Origin of the sequence: Microcystis wesenbergii NRERC-220, assembly GCF_032027425.1 — a bacterium.
In the GTDB taxonomy this organism is placed as follows: domain Bacteria; phylum Cyanobacteriota; class Cyanobacteriia; order Cyanobacteriales; family Microcystaceae; genus Microcystis; species Microcystis wesenbergii_A.
This window is the reverse complement of the sequence record NZ_JAVSJA010000001.1, coordinates 942,618-962,187: the sequence shown is the minus strand read 5'-3', so window position 1 is coordinate 962,187 and position 19,570 is coordinate 942,618. Positions and strand designations below refer to the sequence as shown.

The following is a 19,570-nucleotide window of genomic DNA, read 5'->3' as shown; positions in this document are numbered from 1 at the left end:
GGGTAACGAAGAGCCAAAATTGTTAGCTAAAGCGGGATGTGAAGTGCTATTTTTACCCGCCTATTCTCCAGATATCAACAAAATTGAAAAGTTCTGGGCTAGATTGAAAAACTATGTTAGTCAGATTATCAATGATAGTGAAAACCTTGTGGATGCTGTGAGTAAAGCCTTCAGCCATCTGTCCTAACTAACTCGTTCTATGCCATATATCAAAGGAGGAAACGGTCAATGAACCCAGAAAACCAGAAAAAACTCCAAGAATACGCCCGAGGAATCGCCGAAATTCTCTATCAAGAGGCCGCTCCCGAAGACTTAGCCAGTTTAGGGGATATTGAAAAAACGATCCGACAACAGACTTTAGATTATGTTACCCCCCAATTAGGAATTTTTTTATCGAAAAAACAACGGGAACAAAAGCGGGACGAGAAAAAATTCTAAAAAGTATAATCGGTCAACTACCCGTCACCGAAAAACAAGCGGAGTATTTACATCTGGAATCCCATCAAAGAATTAGTCCAGCTTTAGAGGAATGTTGTTTAAGGTTAAGTGCCACGGTTTCTTACAAGAATGCAGAAAAGGCTCTACCCAAATACACGGGAATAAAAGTTTCCGAGAAAACGTTACAAAGAATTGTCGAGCGCCACGAGTTTCCCGAGGAAGAAGTAAGAGAAACTATCAAAGAAATCAGCTTGGATGGTGGGAAAGTACGCTCTTTGAACGGAGACAAAAGGAGAATCGTGCGTTTGGAAAGATTACAAGGCGATCCGGGCAGATAATCTAGTGACCAAAGCCACGTTCAGGGAAAACGAGGTTTTAATCGAGTGGGTAAATCGGCAAGAGTTGTCCGATCCTCTAACCTGTCTAGGAGACGGTCATCCGGGGATATGGAAAATCATCGGACAGATCGAAGCCCCAGTCGAAAAACGAGAGGTTTTAGATTGGTTTCATCTGGTGGAAAACCTGTATAAAGTCGGAGGTTCCCAGAAGAGAATTCAAGAGGCGGAAAGCTTGTTATGGAAGGGAAAAGTCGAGGAAACTATCGCTTTATTCTCTTCTTTATCGAAAAAACAAGCGGAAAATTTCTGTAATTACTTGAGAGAGCATTGTCATCGAATAATCGATTATTCTTATTTTCAAGAGAACGAAATTTGTTCGATTGGTTCAGGAGCGGTGGAATCAACGATTAAACAAATCGATAGACGCTTGAAAATTTCGGGAGCGCAATGGAATGAAAGGAATGTACCTCAAGTTCTCAAACTTCGTTGTGCGTACCTGAACGGAACACTTTGAACGAGGCTTGGTACGTTTGTTCTGACAAAATTGACTTGCTCCCCGATTAACTTGTAGGTACACTGGTTGTCCTGAGATTGGTAAATCTTTGACTAAATATCGATGATTTTGGTGTAGTTTATCGCTCTCTAACCCACAACGAGGACAGATTGCTTTTTTCTTTTTCGATTCGACTGGTCAAACTATACCGACATTTTCTAGGTGTCGATAGCCTTGAATAGAGGTTCCTTCTAGGTTCAAAAATTTGTCAAGTATCATAAGTAAAATACTCTGGTTTTTGGCTATTATATCAAATCTTAACTCGATTGTCTATCTTTTGGTATTAACCTGTTTGTGTCTAAAATCTCTCCCTGTATAAATTTCAGCTATTTTTGAGCGTAGGCACTATCATCGAATTTTATTTTAAGTTAATTATTTGCATAACAATTACCGAAGAGCCTAAGTTTTTTTTTTCTAGTAAATCCAATTCTTTTGAGGGCTTGACCAATTCTCATCCTACTGACTGGGTTAGCCCATTTTTGCGCCATTTTTTCTTGGGTCAAATGCCCATATTGTTCGGCCAACTTTTGAAAGGCTTCTAAATCGTCAATTTGGGGCTTCGGCCCTCGACGATAGTTAGTTTTAGCGGCCACCGTCCCAGTTTGTTTCTTCCGTTTCAGCCAGATGTCTAATGTATTACGACTAATATTGAGGGTGCGACAGACATGGCTTTTTTTCTCCCCTCGCTCTACGGCACTCACTGCTTTCTGTCTTAAATCATCACTATAGGGTGCTGCCATGAAAGCTTCTCCTCATTTCTTTTTCTCTATTATGTCCTAACTATCCCGCTCTTTGCTATAAAGCGGGATGTGAAGTGCTATTTTTACCCGCCTATTCTCCAGATATCAACAAAATTGAAAAGTTCTGGGCTAGATTGAAAAACTATGTTAGTCAGATTATCAATAGACCTCTTGCATAATTTTTTTATGGTATAATGGAGGGTTTTGCTTTTTTCTCGATTTTTAGATTGAAGTTGAAAAAAGAATAAAATGTGATCTTAGGTCAGGAAATCATCTATACTTTTGCTATATTTATTAGCAAAAATATGGATTATCAAAACTTATCAGCTGAACAATTCAAACGCCGTTTCGGTGTGTATAAACAAACATATAGAAAGATGGTAGAATCAGTAAAAAGTGTTGAAGCCGACTCTAATTCACCATCTAAAAGGGGACCGAAACCTAAACTATCTATAGAAGAACAAGTTTTAGTAACGTTAGAATATTGGCGAGAATATAGAACATATTTTCACATTGGTACAAGCTGGGAACTATCAGAATCAACTATAGGTCGGATTGTAAATAAGACGGAAAAAATGCTTTTACAATCGGGAAACTTCCGTTTAAAAGGAAAAAAAGCTTTACTCAATCAAGCAGAGATACCGGTCGTAACGGTAATGGATGTAACGGAAACTCCCATTGAACGCCCCCAAAAGAAACAGAAAGATTTTTGGGGGGGTAAAAGAGGTTATCATACTTTAAAATCCCAATTAGTAGCTGATCAAAATACAGAGGAAATTATCTGTGTCTTTTGTGGGAAAGGCAGAGGTCATGATTTTAGTTTATTTAAAAAAAGTCGAGTTCGTTTTCATCCTTTAACTACCAGCATAGAAGACAGTGGTTATCAGGGAATAGCTGCATACCATAGTAATAGTTATACACCGAAAAAGAAACCGAAAAATAGAAAATTAACAGAGTTAGAAAAAGAGTATAACAAGGCTTTAGCCAAAGAAAGGATTATCATTGAACCTATAAATAGGAAACTCAAAATCTTTAAAATCTTATCCTGTAAATATCGGAATCGTCGTCGAAGATATAGTTTAAGAGTTAACTTGTTGGCGGCTATTTATAACTGTGAGTTAGGGATAGGTATAGCAGCTTCTTAAAAGTTGCCTAAAGATTAATCAAGTCAAGGAGAATTTATTCTCAATTATAAAAATTGAGATAGTTTGTGCCGCTTAAATAAAGAGGTTTTGATAACCAAATTAAAGCAGATCTAAAGAGTTTTGAGTTAAAAGTTAAACTTCAAGTTTTTATTCAGTACAAATGTACGAATTAACTAATTTTCCCCAAAAAATTAGTTAATCCATCATTATAACATATAATTAATTTGCAAGAGTTCTACTAAAGTAGAACCTTTAGTCTGGTTATTGACTTGTTGTTCCAGGTCGCCGGACTTAGAAATGGTATAGGTTTCTTTAGTATTTTGATAGGTTAGCTCGACTTTCTTGCTCTTAGCAGGCGAGTCGGCATCAGTGATTTTGATCTTGATGTCATTACCCCAGGTTCCTGGAGTTTTTGCCTCTAGTGTCACCAGATCTTTCACAGAGCTATCTTTGATTTTGTAGGTAGCTTTGGCGGCTTTAGCAGCTGTACGAACTGCATACACAGTCTTACCGCCATTGTTGTAAATCTGCTCTAGTGCTTGAATTAAGGTTAGTTGGCGAGCGGGATCGATTTCCCCGAAAATTGCTTTAGCTTCAGAAAAACTGCCAAGAATTTGTACCTCATCCACTGGTCCTTTGGCTGCGGTTCCAACAATTCCGATATTTCCTGAAACAACCTGACCAGCACTAATCAGTCCTTCATCTCGTACTGTTATATAAGTACCCGGCAAGATGGCCTCAACCATGAGAGGTTCCTCCTATTTTGGGAAAATTTTAGGTTTATCCTAGCCACCTGGTTTACTCTCGTCGTCACCCTTGGGAGTCGTGCCAAGCAGAGAATAAACTCACAAGCGAGCCGATTTAATTTTAGTCCGACATTCCGCAGACCTTCATATACTTTTATATATTTTTACATTCCCCAAGATGTGATGTTTTGACGAAAAACCTTCATTGTAGAAACTACTATTGAGAACATTTTCAATAATTGATTTTTTCTGAGAAAAAAATTACAATTCTTCACCTTGATAAAAATCAATCATTGTAGCTATAGTCCCTACTGGCAATGGGTTTTAAGCAATATATTAGTAAAAATTATCAATGGAATGTTAAGAAGTGCGGAAAGGCCTCTCGGCTTCTCCCAACCAACAACTCTTACCCCTGACTGCTGGTTGTGACTTAGTTTAACTCTTTGAGCCGAAAAAATATTTGGTATTTGATTATTTGGTTCTTCCGAACTTACACTGTAGAAAATTCCTCAAGCTCCCTCTTTGCCCAGCAATGCTCTAAAGTTGATAAATATCAATCTAACAAAAACTCAAAGCCTTAGTATACAAGCTTTACAAGCATGAGTTGTTGATAGTTTTACCTGACAGGTTCGGTAGAGCCGATTATTTCTTCTCAATATCTGATTGGTTGAGTATTTTTTTTGCTTATTCTGATTTTTTTTCTTGGAAAAGACCTGGAGTTTTTTATGCTTCAAACTGAAGTGGGGAATATGGGTTAAAATATTAAAAGGATGCTAAAGATGGGGACTAGAGTTTCCAGATTGAGCTATCCTAGAGATACTACTTACGCTATCCTCGCCCATGCTCGATCGAGTTCTCCATAGTCGTTATCAAGTCCAACAGTTGCTGGGAAAAAAAACTATCTTAGCTAGGGACAGACACACCACCCAGTTAGTGATCATTAAACTTATTCCTGTTCCTAGTGGGCAAGGGAGTCAGTTTATCGGAGAAATAACCAGTAAAATCGCCCTGTTGCGACAACTCTCTCACCCATCTCTCCCCAAATACCTCGATAGCTTTGAGATAGATTCATCCCCAGAACAAATCATCGCTATTGTCCGACCTTATTTATCGGCGCAGCCTTTAGAAAACTATCTTAACTCCAGTTGTTTGTTAGCAGAACAAGATCTCAAACAAATTGCCAAATATCTCTTGGAGATTCTCTCCTATCTCCATCAGCAGGATGTCCCCCTTAACCACGGCAATATCAAACTTAGTAATATCCTCTTTGATACTCAGTCTAATCGTTTTTATCTAGTTGATTTTGCCTTTGATTCTGATTCTCCCATCACGGACTTACAGGATCTAGGCAAAACTTTGATCAGTTTAGCCACCGGGATTAAGCATCGTTACATACCAGAAAATTTTGAACAAAAAACTAATCTAAGTGCTTTTTTCATCTATTGGTTAAAAAGATTATCAAACTCCCATTCAGTCTATAATTTTCGCTCAGTAACCGAAGCTTTAGCCAGTTTATATAGTTGTCAATTGATCTTAGTATCTATTGGCAATCTGACCAAACCCTACGGCAGCGAAGTTACTGTTTATAAAAAAGATAATCTCCTGGAAATAAAAATCGCTAGTAAAACCAAACAAAAGTTTTTCAACAATCTCAAAACCCAGTTAAGACAGTTTTTACCATCCCTATTCTTTACGATTATCCTCTTAACCATAGTCGCTATTTACGATCTCAAACTGGTCGCTTTTTTAATCCCAATTATCCTAATTTTTCTGCTCAATTTAATCTCCGCTAGTTTATCTTGGCAGTTGTTCAAATCTTTTGGGCAGGGAGAACTAGAGTTAAAAATTACCACCCAAAAAGTTTCTCTTTACCAAAAACTCTGGGGGCTGAAATTTAAACTAACTGCCGATGCCGCTAGTTCCGAAATTTATAGTCTCATTCGTCGCAATGTCACTGTCACTATGCAGGGAGAAAATCTTACTATTGTTCCTCCTTGTCTGGCCCTGATTGCCAGCCATCAAGAATATATTATCACTGCCAGTGAAGATGTTAGCGAAGCGGAATTAGATTGGTTGGCACAACAATTAAGCGATTGGCTACGTTTACCGATTACGAGAATTTGACTTCTCCCCCGCATAAATGACGGGGGATTCTAAGCGGATGCTAGGCAACGGGATAAATCGACGTTGCCTATAAGTGCAATCGGACGGGGCTTTTAAAGGGGCGAAGTAATTCGCCCTAGGGTTCCCCTCAGCAAAAAAGTCTAAAAGTTTTATCCAACAAGGTTTTTAGATTTATTCAGCCAGCCCTACTTAAAGCATTGACTAGGCTCGCTCAAAAGTCCTATAATGTCAGGGTCTAGGTTGCCAATCTAGTAACTGAGCAATGACAAAAGAACAGGGTCGCCTACAGGTCGATAACCAACAGGGCAGGCAAATCTAAGCAGTGAAAGCTCTTGTTTTAGGCTTGGAAAGATAAGCTAAGACCCATTCTAACCGCCTATCCTTAGATCGGCTGAATCTCCCCCGCCCCCCCCAACTCCCCCGACATCGGGGAGGTTGCCTGTTGCCTCTTGCCTCATCTGTTGGTTTGTGTTAGCAAAAAAGTATCGGTGAGTATTACCAACATAGCAGACAAAATCCTCATGCGAACCTTAGCGATCGGCGATATTCATGGTTGCTCGAAAGCTCTAGATCACTTGCTAGAGATCGTCAATCCCAAACCCCAAGATACTTTAATCACCCTCGGTGATTACGTTAATAAGGGCAGAGACTCGAAAGGGGTGATCGATCGCCTGATTTCCCTACATAAACAGGGAAATTTGATTCCCCTCAAAGGTAATCACGAGATTATCATGCTGCAAGCCCGTAATAACCCCCTCAAACAGCGTCTCTGGTTAGAAAAAGGCGGTAAAGCCACCCTCAAATCCTATAGCGAAGGCCACCTGATTAAAATTCCTGAATCTCACTGGGATTTTTTAGGAAAAGTCTGTATAAATAGCTACGAAACTGCCAATCATTTATTTGTTCACGCTAATCTCGATCCCCATCTACCCCTGGCCAGACAACCAGAATACAAACTCTTTTGGGAGAAATTTCAACACCCCGCCGCCCATAGTTCGGGAAAAACCATGATTTGCGGCCATACCAGCCAAAAAAGCGGTAAACCGGTTAATCTCGGCCATGCCATTTGTATTGATACTTGGGCCTACGGCAAAGGCTGGTTAAGTTGTTTAGATGTGGAAACGGGGAAATTGTGGCAGGTTAACCAGGGAGGAAATTTTCGGATTAGCCATATTCAAGATTATTATCGTCCATCCTCTCTACGTCAGGACATTAAGGACGGTTCGCCGATTTTTGGCGGTTCACTCTTTTCGAGAGCGGCAGCAATAACATTTAAGGGCAAATAACTGGGATAAACTCCCTCGCGAGCGCGTTTAATATCCGTTTCCTCTAGGGGAATTTGGTATTTAATCGCAATTGCCTTGAGGATATCGCCGCGATCGATCACTCCCGCTACGGCGGAGGCTGGTGTTAACACCGTGATCATGCGGTCCGGGATGGTTTCCAATTTTTGCACCACCGTCACTAAGGGGGTTTTTTCCTCAACAGTGGCAATTTCCGCGAGGGGATGGGCAAGATCAAGCAGTTGTTTTTCTGACCAGAAACTCCGCTCGATCGCCTGTAAATCTTCCACCCGAATTAATCCCCGATAACGCCCCTCGGACGCGGCAAAATAAGCAGTATTGGCAGCCGCTCGGTCTAAAACGTATTCTTGGGCGAATTCCTCTAGGGTTTGATGGGCGTTTAAAACCCGCAAATTTCTGCTCATCACCTCTCCCGCTGTGAAATTGAGGAGACTTTCCTGTAAATTAGTCAAATTATCGTAGGCGCTGGCATTTCTGAGGATAAACCAGCCCATTAATCCTAACCAAGCACCCTCCACAGCTGCCGTCAAGAGAACCAAGAAAATCCCCAAAATAATCCCTAACCAACCGATGAATTGACCACTGATCGCCGCCCAATGTAAACCTTTCCAGCGATCGCCAGTCGCTTGCCAGACCATTGCTTTGAAAATTTGACCCCCATCGAGGGGTAAACCGGGGATAAGATTAAATAGAGCCAAAAACAGGTTAATTATCGCTAAATGCCCGCATATATAGGTTAAATTGGCGTTTAAATAGGGTAAGTGACTGGCTAGGGATAAGAGACAAAACAGGAGAAAACTAACGAGGGGTCCAGCGATCGCTACTTGCAGGGCCTCTGGAGGGGTCCGAGATTCTCGCTCGATCGAGGCCATACCCCCAAAAAGAAACAGGGTAATGGAATTGACCTCGATGCCTTGGCAACGGGCCATGAAACTATGACCTAATTCGTGGAGTAAAACCGAGATAAACAGCAATAAAGCGATGATTAAACCAATTAACCACGCTAAAACAGAACTTTGGGCGGCCAGAGACTGAATTTCTGCATCGGTGGCATTGATCAGGGTGACAAAAGCCAGAATCAAAAACCAGGAGGAATCAATATAGAGAGGAATGCCCAATAAAGAGCCGATTCGCCAATTTGTACGCATATTGACCAAGTAAAAAGTGAGAAGTAAAAAAGAAGATGGATAGTGATCAAGGGAAAATTAAAAAGGAAAAAAGCGGACTTTGGAGTGAAAAACTGTCAACCTTCTCGGGGTCTCAACCAGGAAATTAATTTTGCCAGACTACTTAAGACATTTGGAAAATAAAAGTCATTTTGTCGCCTTTACCGAGGGAAATGCGATCGCCAGCCCGGAGACGATGACGATTGCCGGGGGGTAGGGGAGTGTGATTAACGTAGGTTCCGTTAGCGCTGCCCGTGTCTTCAAGGTAATAGATGCCCCCTTCGACGCGGATATCGGCATGAACCCGGGAGACGATATCAGAATCGGGAAAACCGGAAACATCGATATCGGGGGGAATGCGATCGTTAGGTTTGCCGATATGAATTACCGATAGATGTAGGGGTAATTCAATTTTGCTATCGGTTTGCAGGTGCTGCAAACTAGCTATTTCCGTCTGTAAGCGGGTGGCAGCCGGAACCGGTGGGGGGGCAACAGGAGGAGGTGCGATCGAGGCGACGGTGGCTGTAGGGACTGGTGGGACGGGTTCAGGTTCCGATTCGGCCTCGGCCGTAACCAGGGGAACGGAATTAGGCTGTAAATTGTAGCCACACTGACCGCAAAAGGTGGCATCAGTTTGGATGGTTGCCCCACAACTAGGACAGGAAGACATCCGCGGTAAGGGGGTATAACAGGCCTCACATTGACTGGCCTCATCGGGGTTAGTATGTTCGCAATTAGGACAAACGATCATTTTTCAGGAAAAAGTGAAAAGTAAAAAAGCAGATTAGGGTTTTAGGGTTTTAGTTGAAATTCCCCCATTCCCCCTATTCGTCCATTCCCCTATTCTCTAGACAAACGAGGAACCAGCGGCGGCATCGAGTAACCAGTATAATTCCCCTGCCGGGGGGTGGATGAGACGGGAAGGATAGGAGAAAGAATCACCATAGGCAGAGAAAATCTCATGTAAAGCGGGGCGTTTACTTTCGCCGGCAGCGATAAAGATCACACAACGGGCCCGATTGATCAGGGGAACGGTAAAAGTTAAGCGGGGATTGCCGTCTTTCTCGCCGACGGTAATACAGCGATCGCTGACCGTTAAAGCCGCCGTGTGGGGAAAGAGAGAGGCGGTGTGACCATCATCGCCCATTCCCAATAAAATCAAATCAAAAACGGGAAAATCGGGAGAATTGACCCCAAACCATTGGCGGAGATGATCATCGTATTTTTGGGCGGCCAGGTAGGGATCGGGGTCATCCGTGGGAACATGATGAATATTAGCGGCCGGGATCGCTATGCGATCGAGCCATGCTAACCGGGCCATGCGTTGATTACTGTCAGGATGATCGGGACTAACGTAGCGTTCATCTCCCCAGAAAACGTGAATTTTTGACCAGTCGAGGGGTTGAGAGGATAAAGCCTCGTAGAGAGGTTTCGGGGTACTACCGCCGGACAGAGCGATGGTAAAATAGTCCTGTTGGTCGAGGCTGGTTGTGATTTTTTCCAGAACTAGAGCCAGAGATTTTGCGATCAGAGCTTGTTTATCGGCTAAAACTTCCACCAATTTCTGCATGGGTTTTGTTATCAACTCAGGGGGGCTGTCTTTACTATAGGCTAACCATTGAGGACTCGTCTGAGAGCTTGGGAAAATTTTATTCTTTGACAGCCTCTGTCTTAGGTAAGAGATCCGGGGGAAAACCTCGTCTGAGAGCTTGGGAAAATTTTATTCTTTGACAGGGATAAGTTTAGCGATACCATATTGAGGTAATATTTTTAGAGTCAATTCTCGCAAGGGGTTGACAAGCAGAACGATTTTAATATAGGGTTTAGCGGGGGGGCTGAGCGAAAGTTAATTAGAAATTGCAGTTTGTCAGAGTGCCTCTCGGCAAAATCCTTCCGCGAATCCCCAGCGAGAACTTTTAAACAGACTAATGAATCTATTCATTGACATACCATTACAGAAACAGCGATGAACAGCTTTACTTCTTTGTCCCTGAAATTAACGGGATTGGTTTTCATTCTTTCCTTCCTTTTGGATGGGTTTATCCTGCCGCTGCCCTATCGATTCAGTCAATCCCAATGGCAGGTAGGGTTCGTCACCACCTTTGTCGATCGAGGAATTGTTCCTCTTCTGGGTATCATTCTCGTTTTAATCGCTTACTGGATTGATGCTAACAGAGATAGAGATGTCATTTCCAGAAAATCCCGCTTTGAATTGCGTTGGCCGATCTTTATTTTTTCCACACTGTTAGGCTTAGTTTTTCTGTTGATGATTCCTGTTCATATCAATAATATCAACCAGATTAAAAACAACGCTTTGACTCAAATTCAACAGGGTGTTGACCAAGGGGAGGGACAAATTCAAGCCTTCTTAGTCCAGTTAAATACTCTATCCCAAAATCCTCAACTATTAGACCAGCAGATCTCTCAGAGAACTCAAGTGATTGAAACAGGTCGTTTCCAAGGACAACCGATCAGCACAGAACAGTTAGAGACCCTCCGTCAACAAAAAGAACAATTAACTAATTTACGGAATTTATCCAAAAAACCGAAGGAGTTTAAACAGAAATTAGATGAGATCAAAAATCAGCTACAAACTCAGCTGCAAGATCGGCGAACACAGGCAGAAAGTCAAGCTAACTTGGAGGCTTTGAAACAGTGGTTAAGAATTGGTATTCAAAGTATGTTGCTATCGATTTGCTATAGTTTGATCGGTTGGTTAGGCATTCGAGAACTAGGTAGTATGAAAAAACGCCCCGCCTAAGCAGGGGATTTATCTTCATGATGAAGTATAAAGTTTTCGTTTTCGGGACTCAGAATTCTCCGAGTCAGGAGACGAGCGCAGACAAGAGCATAATTCATCCTTAGGATCAAAGCTGTAACTACTTAAATGTTCAGCCACAGGGCATCATTTGCTGATGCTCTTTTATTTCTTGCATAATTAATTTTTGGTGGTTCAAAAACGTCCCATAAAACCAAATCCTGTTTAAAAGGTATAGGAGAGTGGGGAGCAGGGAGACCACTTCGTGCGCGACGTTCGGACGTTCGGCGAAGCTAAGTCGAGCGGACGGTGAGGCTTCGACGGTGAGATCAGCCGAACCGCTTGTCGAACCGCCGCGATGCTCAGTCGAGCCGTTGCGGGGGGAGAGGGAATTATAAATTATGAATTAGGAATTATGAATTGGGAAGTGGCAAGAATAAATAAAAGCAATCTCCTGACTGCTGACTACTGACTACTGACTGCTGACTGCTGACTGCTGACTGCTGACGACCGACTCCCGACTCTTAACCCCAGCAACAAACTTTTTGCCGCAAACCCTAATTAGAGATTTTTCAGTACAAAGGCTCTAAAATAGCCCGTGCCAGTTATTGGCCTGAAGACTTGTTTTTTCAGTCTTGTGGCTTTATCATGAGTACTGTGTGGTGTGTGTGATGTGAAGGAGTAAGATGACTGCTAATAGCCAACTTATCTCCGTCAAGGCTCTACAAGCTTTGATGAAGCGAGGGTTCAAACCTTCGGTCTCTGGTAGACGGCATCAAAAATCTTGGTTAATAGCTTTAGACGGCGATACCTCAAAACGATTATTCGATATCGTTTTCTCCCTATCGGTGCTAATTTTCTTTTCGCCGCTTTATTTAATCTTAGCCTTATTGATCGCGATTAGTTCCCCCGGTCCGGTCTTCTATGTGCAGAAGCGTGTCGGTCAAAACTTCCAGCATTTCAACTGTATTAAGTTCCGTACTATGGTGATGGATGCGGATAAGGTATTAGAGAGACTGATGGAAGACTCTCCCCAACTGCGGGCGGAATTCGAGGATAATTTCAAGCTTAAGGACGATCCCCGCATAACTTGGATTGGCAAATTTCTGCGCTTAACCAGTTTAGACGAGTTCCCCCAATTCTGGAACGTCCTGCGAGGAGATATGAGCGTCGTCGGTCCGCGGCCTTTAGTTCCCGAAGAATTGCAGAAATATGGCAATCGCATCGACAAAGTTTTAACTATTCGCCCCGGTTTGACTGGTTTATGGCAAGTTTCTGGACGTAATGACATCCCCTATCCCATGCGCGTGCAGATGGATGTGTATTACGTTAATTCGCGTAACTGGTTAACCGATATCTGGGTAGTCTTCAAAACTATCGGTGTTGTGGTTTTTCCCAAAAATAATGGTGCTTACTAAAGCAGTGAATAGTAATTAAAGATTACTCACTGCTGTTTGAATGTAATTAATCGCTAGACTGGAGGAGAGAAAGGCAGAACTGGCTTTTTTCTCCTCTTTTTTTGAGAAAGATGATGACAGTAATTATAGCGCTTTTCACCTTACTGAGGTATCGACAATGAAAACTGCTATAAATACGTCTTAGCTTACCAAGTTTTAACATTGGGTAAGGATGGTCTCTGTCGCTTGCTATTCTATGAGACTAGGCTTCTGTAAGAATTTTTAACAGACAATTTGTGAAAGTGATTGGCTTTTTTTAAGTTGTTTTCGCGGTTTCAATCAGGGGAAATGCGATCGCCAATAAAAGTAGCAGAGTCCAGCAGTTACCCCAAGACTAAGAATTGTTATCCCCGCCGGAATTCCAAACATCCCCGACTCACTTACTAAAAATATGTTGTACTATTGTAATAAGAGGATTTTTTTCCTGAAAAATTGTCATATTCGAGGTTTTGATTATGCCTTATACAAACGAAGAAGGTGGACGCTTAAATAATTTCGCCGCCGAACCGAAAGTTTATCAAGCGACCCCCCCCACTAAATCGCAACAACGTAATTATCTTTTCTGGGGTGTTGCTGCGATCACACTTGTCGGTGGACTGTTAGCCGTCGCTTTTTACGCATCTCAAGCTGGCTAAAATTTAGTCCCTCGTAGTTGCGATTTAGCCCCTTTCACTCCTCTTTAGCGCTAATATCACAACTACTCCCTATTTTAAGGCTTTTGACCCTGAATTAATGCCACTGCTGACTGAGACTTAGCCGCAGTCCCCTGTTTACCCTGAGATAACGCTAGACGGGCCGCTTCCTCTAAATCAGCGATCGCTTTTTCCCTGTTTCCCAATTTATAATAGGTTAAACCCCGATTGTGGTACGCTTCGGCAAAATTAGCATTGATTTTCAGACTCTCATTATAGTCCCTTAAAGCCATTTCCTGCTGTCCGGCTCGGTTATAGGACAGGGCGCGATTATAGAAAATGCGATCCTGTCCTCTAGTTCCCTGTAAACTCAAAGCTTTTGTGTAATCCTCGATCGCTTCTAGGTGTTTACCTAAGTCATCCTTAGCATTACCGCGATAAATAAAGAAATCAGCAAAATTTCCGTTTAAAGCGATCGCTTTTGTGCAATCTTCCACCGCTGCCTCGTATTTTTTCGTCAGATAATGCACATAACAACGATTACCGAGAGCATTAACATAATTGGGGTTGATTGTCAAGGCCTGGGTATAATCTGCGATCGCTCGCTCGTACTGGCCGAGAACTAACTCCGCATAGCCGCGATTATAGTAAGCATCGGCATCCTTGGGTTCTAATTGTAGAGCTTGAGTAAAATCTGCGATCGCCCCTGAGTAATCCCCTGCGGTTAAACGATCCACCCCCCGATTATAAAATTCTACAGCCTTGACGGGGTTAGCGGTAGTTTGAGCGCTTAGGGGAGAGATAGTCAGTAAAAAAGTGGCTATAGCTATAATAATTGTCAATTTTTTCTTAATTTTCATAATCCGTTCACCTAAACAATTCAAGGTAAAATTAAACAGCCCTACTTACAGGTCAAAATATCATGATTAAATCTCTTTTGGCGACTTTCCTCCTAATTACCACCCTCCTCTTCACCGCTTGTGCAACTCCCATCGCTGGACTGCAAGGATACACCAGTGGCAGCCAAGGCTATCAATTTTTATATCCTAAGGGTTGGACGCAGGTGGATGTGAAAAAAGTTGCGGGAGTAGATGTGGTTTTTCATGACCTGATCGAAACGAGCGAAAATTTAAGCGTTATTATCAATCCCGTCCCCGACAATAAAACCTTAACAGATTTAGGGACCCCCTCGGAAGTGGGCTATCGTCTCCTGAAAAATAACAGTCTTAACCCCAATCTTGATAAGGAAGTAGAATTAATTCGCTCAGAATCTCATCAAATCGACGGACAAGATTATTATATCCTCGAATATCAAGTTAAATTAGCCAACGGTCAAGAACGTCATAATCTGGCCAGCGTCACGGTTAATAATAATAAACTCTATTCTTTTAATCTTTCCACTTCCCAAAAACGTTGGACGCAAATTCAAGAACTCTTTGAAACTATCGTTGATTCTTTCTCGGTTAGTTAGGGAAACTGGCAACAGGCAACAGAAAAACGTAGGGTGCGTTAGACGGCAAAAATCCCTGCTTTGACTTAAAGGTAACAATCCGTCGTAACGCACCACCTATCATCAACTAGGTAGCCGGTTTACAATTAAAGATAACAGACAAAGAACCAGAAGCCTGTCCCACTATCTAACAATTAATTGAGATTACTTACTGAGTCAGTAATCAGTGGGGAAGTGGTAACTGGTAACTGGTAACTGATAACTGGTAACTGATAATTAGCTGGTTATAATTAAATTAAAAATGGATTTGAGGTTCGATCCCCCCTACCCCCTAGGGTTGATTCAAGGTAGGGTTGATTCATGAATCAACCCTACCCTTGATAAGGGGGGTGTCTGATAATTTTTAACGCCTACCTACTTAACTGATAACTGATAACTGATAACTGGTAACTGAATATGAGTAACTCGGAAGAAAATAGACTAGATAGACTCGAATCTCTTGCTGACAATACCCTAACAGAACTACGGGAGATTAGATTAGGATTACAGGAAACCAATCAGGGATTAAAAGAAACTAGAGTGATCGCTAATTCTAACGCTAAATCGAGCGAAGCGTTAACTAATAGTCTTGCTGAGTCTAAAAAAGAATGGGAAAAAGACAGACGGGGACTTGATCAACTGCTAGGACAATTAACTCGATCAATGTCAAATTTTTATGAGGTTCAGTCAGATTTTTATAATCGATTTGACAAGGAAGAAAGACAATCCCGCATGGTTGAGATTTTAGATCGTTATTTACCCCCCGAAAATCCTGTCAATTCCTAGCATAAATAGCTAAAAACCTGATAACTGATGGTGGGTTACGGTAAATAGATAAATTGATAATTAAGTCTAATAATTTGTCATTGCCTAACCCACCCTACCTAACTTTTCTCCTTTTTCCTTTAAAACTTATGTCCATTCCCTTGATTCTTGCTTCCGCTTCTCCTGCACGCAAAAAACTATTACAAATGGTGGGAATCGATCCAATTGTGCGGGTGAGTAACTTTGATGAATCGACAATTAATGCTGATGATACTCTCCATCTTGTCCAAACTTTAGCCCAATGTAAAGCGCAAACGATCGCCCCCCAATTTGAGACAGGATTAATTCTTGGTTGTGATTCCGTCTTAGAAGTAGCGGGGGAAGTCTATGGCAAACCCAAGGATAAATCAGAAGCGATCAATCGTTGGCAAAAAATGCGCGGTCAGGTGGGTACACTCTATACAGGTCATGCTTTAATCGATCGAGTTAATCATCAAACTTTGACTCGTTGTGGGATTACTAAAGTTCACTTTGCCAATATCAGCGATGAAACAATTATTGCCTACGTTAACACCGAAGAACCCCTCAAATGTGCTGGCTGTTTTGCCCTAGAAGGAAAGGGGGGTTTATTCGTGGAAAGATTAGAGGGATGTCACAGTAATGTGATCGGTTTAAGTTTACCCCTATTTAGGCAGATGTTAACGGATTTTGGCTACCAAATCACTGACATTTGGTGATCTTTTTGCCGATAATTTTCCCAAATTTATTGGCAAAAGGGCTTGACAAATTCTCAAATTTGTGTTAACCTTTTATTATAATGGGAATCCGTGTCGCCCTGCGAACCCCTCTTTTTTCTATCCGATAGCCCGAAAATTTTTAACCCTTTCCTTTTCACTTTTTCCCGAAAAAACTATGTCTTGCTTGCGCGTGGGAATTGCCGGTCCGGTGGGTTCAGGAAAAACAGCCCTGCTCGATGCCCTGTGTAAAAATTTGCGGGATCAATATCCGATCGCCGTAGTCACCAATGACATTTATACTCAAGAAGATGCCCAATTTTTAGTGCGATCGCAAGCTTTAGCCCCGGAAAGAATTTTAGGAGTAGAAACGGGAGGATGTCCCCATACAGCTATTCGCGAGGATGCCTCAATTAACTTAGTTGCCATTGAACAGTTAGAGAGAAAATTTGCTAACTTAAAGTTAATTTTTCTGGAAAGTGGTGGCGACAATTTAGCGGCAACCTTTAGCCCGGAATTAGTAGATTTAACCATCTATGTGATTGACGTGGCAGCCGGAGATAAAATTCCTCGCAAAGGTGGACCGGGTATCACCAAATCGGATTTATTGGTAATTAATAAAATAGATTTAGCCCCGATGGTGGGGGCAGATTTAGGAGTGATGGATAGAGATGCCAAAAAGATGCGCGGAGATAAACCCTTTATCTTCACCAACTTGAAAACACGGGAAGGATTAGAGCGAGTGATTGCCTTTATCGAAAAGAATTTATAATAACTAAGTAGTCGTGCAAAATAAATTTCCTAGTGAAGAAAGGCAAAAAGGCAAAAGGCAAGAGGCAAGAGGTGGTTAGATATGTGTAATTAATTTTGCTTAGGTACTTATTACTAGGAATAAAAAAGAGAGCGCCAGAAAAATTTAGGTAAAGCTAACATTCTTTTCCAGCGCCAAGGTTCCTGATAGAGTCGATACAACCACTCTAAATTATTGTCACAGAAAAAGCGAGGGGCGCGGATTTTTGTCCCGGACCAGATATCAAAACTACCCCCCACCCCTACCCAGATAGCTTGGGGACAGAGATGGCGATGTTCCCTAATCCAATATTCTTGTCGGGGTACTCCCAAACCAACTAAAATTAACCGCGGTTGTTGATCTTTTAATACCTGAATCCAATCGGACATTTCCTGGGAGGATAGATAACCGTGGTTAGCCAGAATACGGATATTAGGGATCTTTTTTTGCCAATTACTTGCCGCTTGTTCCGTAATCCCCGGTTTACCACCAAAAAAAGCAATAGGAAAACTCTCTCCCTGCATTCCTAACTCAGTAATTAAGGATTCTGATAATTCAATACCGGGGCAGCGGGTTTGTTTTCTGCCCCTTAATTTTAAGTAAATAACAATCCCCGCACCGTCGGGAATAACTAAATCTGCTTCCCGAATAACTTGGGCTACTTTAGCATCATTTTCTCCTAACATTGCCATTTCTGCATTGAGAGTGACAACGTGGGAACCAAAACCTTGATAGAGGCGATCGATTAGCCAACGACTGTAGTTATCGAGGAGATGAACCGGTAAACCGAGAACTGAATATTTAGGGGGAGTTTCTAACATATAAGTCATCTTGATTTAGTTGTCATTTTATCGAGAAATTGGCACAAAATCTACCCCAAAACTAGAACGAGAACCGGGTTTAACTACCACTAATTGCACGGATTGATTGCGATCGCCAGACGGTAAAAATCGCACGGGATTAGTCGCCCCGGGGACAGAAAAATCACTGCTTCTTAACGACTGTTGAACTCCCTCTCGGCTAGATTCTGCCTTAATGCCAGCGATTAAAGCCTGGGTAGCGTCATAGGCGGTAGCAGTGCGCCAATTTACGTCTCCTTGCCACAATTGGCGGGAATTATTCACAAAAGGACTGTTCGGATTAGCCCCCAAATGCCAAGCGATAGCGACAACCATGCCCAAGGCCTTTTTTCCGCCTACCTCCAGAGTTTTGGGGCTATAAACGTCATCACCCGCCACAATCGGTAATTTTTGACCATTGATCTGAACCACCTGTAAAGCCTTATCTAGGGTTCCACTATCCCCAAGAAGGGCGATTAGATTTGCTCCCTCCTGTTGAGCTTGTTGGAGGCTTTTAGAAGGGGTAAAAGTGAGGGAAGATAGATCAAATTCACTCACCACTTGACCTCCTCCTAATCCTAAAGCGGTGATAAATTCAGATTTTAGGGATTGACTATAATTACTTTGGGAGTTAAAAAATACCACTGCCTTGACGTTAGGAATTTTTTGCAAGCTAGATTCGGCTAATGCCCGTGCCGCCACAAAATCACTGGGAACAGAACGAAAGATATAGTCACCAAAATTGGAGAGTTTAACTGAGGTACTGATGGGGGAAATCATTACTAATCCTGCTTTTTGATAGATAGCAGCCGCCGCTAAAGAGGTGTCACTGCTAGTGTGTCCTACTACTCCTAAAATGCTGTTATCAGCCGCTAATTTTTGGGCAATTTGAGCGGCAATTGCGGGATTATCAGCATCATCGGCAATGAGAACTTTTAAAGGAGTGCCATTAATTCCTCCAGCTTGATTGATTTGATTTTGAGATTGGGCAACTCCTCGTAAAACTTCTAGGGCGGTGTTGACATTGCTACCAATTGGCACGGAAACGGCGATAGTATAGGACTTAGCTTGAGCAATACGGGCGTTATTTAAGTAGATGAGAGCTTCCGGATCATTTTGATTAGCTCGCAGGGATTTTTCTAGGAGGAAAACTGCTTGCTGAAAGTCTCCTTTTCCGATTGCCTGTATAGCAGCTTGTTTGTCAGAAGAAGCCCCTTCAACTATTAATAAGTTTTCCCCTTGACTAAATTTTGCTTGTGCCGATACCGATTTTTGCTCTGGTGATATTTTCTCGATTTCAGAAAGATTGGTTGGGCTATTTTTTCCTTGAAAACGATTGTATAACCACCAACCACCTGCCCCCAAAAATACTAGGGTAATCAGCAGGGCTAAAAGCAGGGGAACGGTCTCATTTTTCTGGCTCATGGGCTGATCAACTAAGATTAAATTAATGGTTTAATCGAGATTTATAGTTAATAAAAGTAGCATTTTTTTTGTTTTTAATAGGGCCAATCCAAGTCTGAATGACACCAATATCCGATCTACCTTGATA

At 42.0% G+C, this 19,570-nt stretch carries 20 protein-coding genes and 2 pseudogenes; 13 read left to right on the top strand and 9 right to left on the bottom strand.

All coding sequences use genetic code 11. From position 1 onward, the window contains the following. The first annotated feature begins 19 nt into the window (after positions 1 to 19). Positions 20 to 187 carry a transposase gene (locus RAM70_RS04815; protein WP_312672518.1) on the top strand — a complete coding sequence of 56 codons (168 nt, stop codon included), beginning with the start codon at positions 20 to 22 and terminating at the stop codon, positions 185 to 187. 41 nt (positions 188 to 228) lie between these two features. Next, positions 229 to 1,290: pseudogene (locus RAM70_RS04810) on the top strand (ISKra4 family transposase). A gap of 42 nt (positions 1,291 to 1,332) precedes the next feature. Here the strand turns inward: RAM70_RS04810 and RAM70_RS04805 are convergent. Both RAM70_RS04805 and RAM70_RS04800 read right to left on the bottom strand, forming a co-directional pair. Next, positions 1,333 to 1,548: pseudogene (locus RAM70_RS04805) on the bottom strand (transposase family protein); the annotation flags it as partial. 149 nt (positions 1,549 to 1,697) lie between these two features. Then, positions 1,698 to 2,069, bottom strand: coding sequence for a helix-turn-helix domain-containing protein (locus RAM70_RS04800; RefSeq protein WP_312672517.1), 372 nt, complete (start codon positions 2,067 to 2,069; stop codon positions 1,698 to 1,700). A gap of 14 nt (positions 2,070 to 2,083) precedes the next feature. Here RAM70_RS04800 and RAM70_RS22880 point away from each other — a divergent pair, with 14 nt between their 5' ends. Continuing rightward, on the top strand, positions 2,084 to 2,248 hold the full coding sequence (locus RAM70_RS22880) for a transposase (protein WP_376750910.1): 165 nt from the start codon (positions 2,084 to 2,086) through the stop codon (positions 2,246 to 2,248). A gap of 108 nt (positions 2,249 to 2,356) precedes the next feature. After that, positions 2,357 to 3,214: an IS5 family transposase gene (locus tag RAM70_RS04795; RefSeq protein ID WP_312675812.1), complete on the top strand. Its 858-nt coding sequence runs from the start codon at positions 2,357 to 2,359 to the stop codon at positions 3,212 to 3,214. Between the two features lie 206 nt (positions 3,215 to 3,420). Here the strand turns inward: RAM70_RS04795 and RAM70_RS04790 are convergent, their stop codons facing one another. After that, positions 3,421 to 3,960, bottom strand: coding sequence for a phage tail sheath N-terminal beta-sandwich domain-containing protein (locus RAM70_RS04790; RefSeq protein ID WP_312672515.1), 540 nt, complete (start codon positions 3,958 to 3,960; stop codon positions 3,421 to 3,423). Positions 3,961 to 4,800: 840 nt separating this feature from the next. On the opposite strand from RAM70_RS04790, the gene RAM70_RS04785 reads away from it, so the two are divergent. After that, positions 4,801 to 6,084 (top strand): protein kinase domain-containing protein, encoded by a 1,284-nt coding sequence (locus RAM70_RS04785; RefSeq protein WP_312672513.1) that lies wholly within the window; start codon positions 4,801 to 4,803, stop codon positions 6,082 to 6,084. 521 nt (positions 6,085 to 6,605) lie between these two features. Continuing rightward, positions 6,606 to 7,370, top strand: coding sequence for a metallophosphoesterase family protein (locus RAM70_RS04780; protein ID WP_312675810.1), 765 nt, complete (start codon positions 6,606 to 6,608; stop codon positions 7,368 to 7,370). Here RAM70_RS04780 and RAM70_RS04775 read toward each other — a convergent pair. From RAM70_RS04775 to pgl, 3 genes are all read right to left on the bottom strand, one after another. After that, positions 7,289 to 8,536, bottom strand: coding sequence for a site-2 protease family protein (locus RAM70_RS04775; RefSeq protein ID WP_045361600.1), 1,248 nt, complete (start codon positions 8,534 to 8,536; stop codon positions 7,289 to 7,291). The two genes, RAM70_RS04780 and RAM70_RS04775, sit on opposite strands and share 82 nt — an antisense overlap. A 142-nt stretch (positions 8,537 to 8,678) precedes the next feature. After that, entirely contained in the window at positions 8,679 to 9,305 is a 627-nt protein-coding gene (locus RAM70_RS04770) for a double zinc ribbon and FHA domain-containing protein (RefSeq protein WP_045361599.1), read from the bottom strand. A gap of 96 nt (positions 9,306 to 9,401) precedes the next feature. Next, positions 9,402 to 10,124: a 6-phosphogluconolactonase gene (gene pgl / locus RAM70_RS04765; protein ID WP_045361597.1), complete on the bottom strand. Its 723-nt coding sequence runs from the start codon at positions 10,122 to 10,124 to the stop codon at positions 9,402 to 9,404. A gap of 396 nt (positions 10,125 to 10,520) precedes the next feature. Between pgl and RAM70_RS04760 the strand changes: the two genes are divergently transcribed. From RAM70_RS04760 to psb34, 3 genes are all read left to right on the top strand, one after another. After that, positions 10,521 to 11,315: an HpsJ family protein gene (locus RAM70_RS04760; protein ID WP_312672508.1), complete on the top strand. Its 795-nt coding sequence runs from the start codon at positions 10,521 to 10,523 to the stop codon at positions 11,313 to 11,315. A gap of 683 nt (positions 11,316 to 11,998) precedes the next feature. After that, a complete protein-coding gene (locus tag RAM70_RS04755) occupies positions 11,999 to 12,730 on the top strand; it encodes an undecaprenyl-phosphate galactose phosphotransferase family protein (protein WP_045361591.1) in 732 nt (243 codons plus the stop codon). Positions 12,731 to 13,224: 494 nt separating this feature from the next. Next, positions 13,225 to 13,404, top strand: a complete 180-nt coding sequence (psb34, locus tag RAM70_RS04750; protein ID WP_045361589.1) for a photosystem II assembly protein Psb34 — start codon at positions 13,225 to 13,227, stop codon at positions 13,402 to 13,404. 74 nt (positions 13,405 to 13,478) lie between these two features. On the opposite strand, the gene RAM70_RS04745 is transcribed toward psb34, so the two are convergent. Then, the gene (locus tag RAM70_RS04745) at positions 13,479 to 14,261 is read right to left on the bottom strand and encodes a tetratricopeptide repeat protein (RefSeq protein WP_149987904.1); all 783 of its coding nucleotides are present in this window, start codon (positions 14,259 to 14,261) and stop codon (positions 13,479 to 13,481) included. 62 nt (positions 14,262 to 14,323) lie between these two features. On the opposite strand from RAM70_RS04745, the gene psbP reads away from it, so the two are divergent. The 4 genes from psbP to ureG all read left to right on the top strand — a co-directional run bounded on the left by psbP (position 14,324) and on the right by ureG (position 17,161). Next, the gene (gene psbP / locus RAM70_RS04740) at positions 14,324 to 14,872 is read left to right on the top strand and encodes a photosystem II reaction center PsbP (RefSeq protein ID WP_008205525.1); all 549 of its coding nucleotides are present in this window, start codon (positions 14,324 to 14,326) and stop codon (positions 14,870 to 14,872) included. Between the two features lie 435 nt (positions 14,873 to 15,307). Further along, on the top strand, positions 15,308 to 15,676 hold the full coding sequence (locus tag RAM70_RS04735) for a hypothetical protein (RefSeq protein ID WP_287998646.1): 369 nt from the start codon (positions 15,308 to 15,310) through the stop codon (positions 15,674 to 15,676). Between the two features lie 128 nt (positions 15,677 to 15,804). Then, positions 15,805 to 16,392, top strand: coding sequence for a Maf family protein (locus RAM70_RS04730; protein ID WP_312672507.1), 588 nt, complete (start codon positions 15,805 to 15,807; stop codon positions 16,390 to 16,392). Positions 16,393 to 16,567: 175 nt separating this feature from the next. Continuing rightward, positions 16,568 to 17,161 carry an urease accessory protein UreG gene (ureG, locus tag RAM70_RS04725; protein ID WP_002792251.1) on the top strand — a complete coding sequence of 198 codons (594 nt, stop codon included), beginning with the start codon at positions 16,568 to 16,570 and terminating at the stop codon, positions 17,159 to 17,161. A gap of 113 nt (positions 17,162 to 17,274) precedes the next feature. Here ureG and RAM70_RS04720 read toward each other — a convergent pair whose 3' ends face one another. Continuing rightward, entirely contained in the window at positions 17,275 to 18,000 is a 726-nt protein-coding gene (locus tag RAM70_RS04720; RefSeq protein ID WP_312675808.1) for a WecB/TagA/CpsF family glycosyltransferase, read from the bottom strand. Between the two features lie 27 nt (positions 18,001 to 18,027). Beyond that, entirely contained in the window at positions 18,028 to 19,443 is a 1,416-nt protein-coding gene (locus tag RAM70_RS04715) for an ABC transporter substrate-binding protein (RefSeq protein WP_312672506.1), read from the bottom strand. Between the last annotated feature and the right edge of the window lie 127 nt (positions 19,444 to 19,570).

Excerpts from the sequence above, each read along its gene's own strand:
- RAM70_RS04800 (WP_312672517.1), bottom strand. The coding sequence starts at position 2,069 with ATGGCAGCACCCTATAGTGATGATTTAAGACAGAAAGCAGTGAGTGCC.
- RAM70_RS04790 (WP_312672515.1), bottom strand. The coding sequence starts at position 3,960 with ATGGTTGAGGCCATCTTGCCGGGTACTTATATAACAGTACGAGATGAA.
- RAM70_RS04785 (WP_312672513.1), top strand. The coding sequence starts at position 4,801 with ATGCTCGATCGAGTTCTCCATAGTCGTTATCAAGTCCAACAGTTGCTG.
- RAM70_RS04780 (WP_312675810.1), top strand. The coding sequence starts at position 6,606 with ATGCGAACCTTAGCGATCGGCGATATTCATGGTTGCTCGAAAGCTCTA.
- RAM70_RS04775 (WP_045361600.1), bottom strand. The coding sequence starts at position 8,536 with ATGCGTACAAATTGGCGAATCGGCTCTTTATTGGGCATTCCTCTCTAT.
- RAM70_RS04770 (WP_045361599.1), bottom strand. The coding sequence starts at position 9,305 with ATGATCGTTTGTCCTAATTGCGAACATACTAACCCCGATGAGGCCAGT.
- pgl (WP_045361597.1), bottom strand. The coding sequence starts at position 10,124 with ATGCAGAAATTGGTGGAAGTTTTAGCCGATAAACAAGCTCTGATCGCA.
- RAM70_RS04760 (WP_312672508.1), top strand. The coding sequence starts at position 10,521 with ATGAACAGCTTTACTTCTTTGTCCCTGAAATTAACGGGATTGGTTTTC.
- RAM70_RS04755 (WP_045361591.1), top strand. The coding sequence starts at position 11,999 with ATGACTGCTAATAGCCAACTTATCTCCGTCAAGGCTCTACAAGCTTTG.
- psb34 (WP_045361589.1), top strand. The coding sequence starts at position 13,225 with ATGCCTTATACAAACGAAGAAGGTGGACGCTTAAATAATTTCGCCGCC.
- RAM70_RS04745 (WP_149987904.1), bottom strand. The coding sequence starts at position 14,261 with ATGAAAATTAAGAAAAAATTGACAATTATTATAGCTATAGCCACTTTT.
- psbP (WP_008205525.1), top strand. The coding sequence starts at position 14,324 with ATGATTAAATCTCTTTTGGCGACTTTCCTCCTAATTACCACCCTCCTC.
- RAM70_RS04735 (WP_287998646.1), top strand. The coding sequence starts at position 15,308 with ATGAGTAACTCGGAAGAAAATAGACTAGATAGACTCGAATCTCTTGCT.
- RAM70_RS04730 (WP_312672507.1), top strand. The coding sequence starts at position 15,805 with ATGTCCATTCCCTTGATTCTTGCTTCCGCTTCTCCTGCACGCAAAAAA.
- ureG (WP_002792251.1), top strand. The coding sequence starts at position 16,568 with ATGTCTTGCTTGCGCGTGGGAATTGCCGGTCCGGTGGGTTCAGGAAAA.
- RAM70_RS04720 (WP_312675808.1), bottom strand. The coding sequence starts at position 18,000 with ATGTTAGAAACTCCCCCTAAATATTCAGTTCTCGGTTTACCGGTTCAT.
- RAM70_RS04715 (WP_312672506.1), bottom strand. The coding sequence starts at position 19,443 with ATGAGCCAGAAAAATGAGACCGTTCCCCTGCTTTTAGCCCTGCTGATT.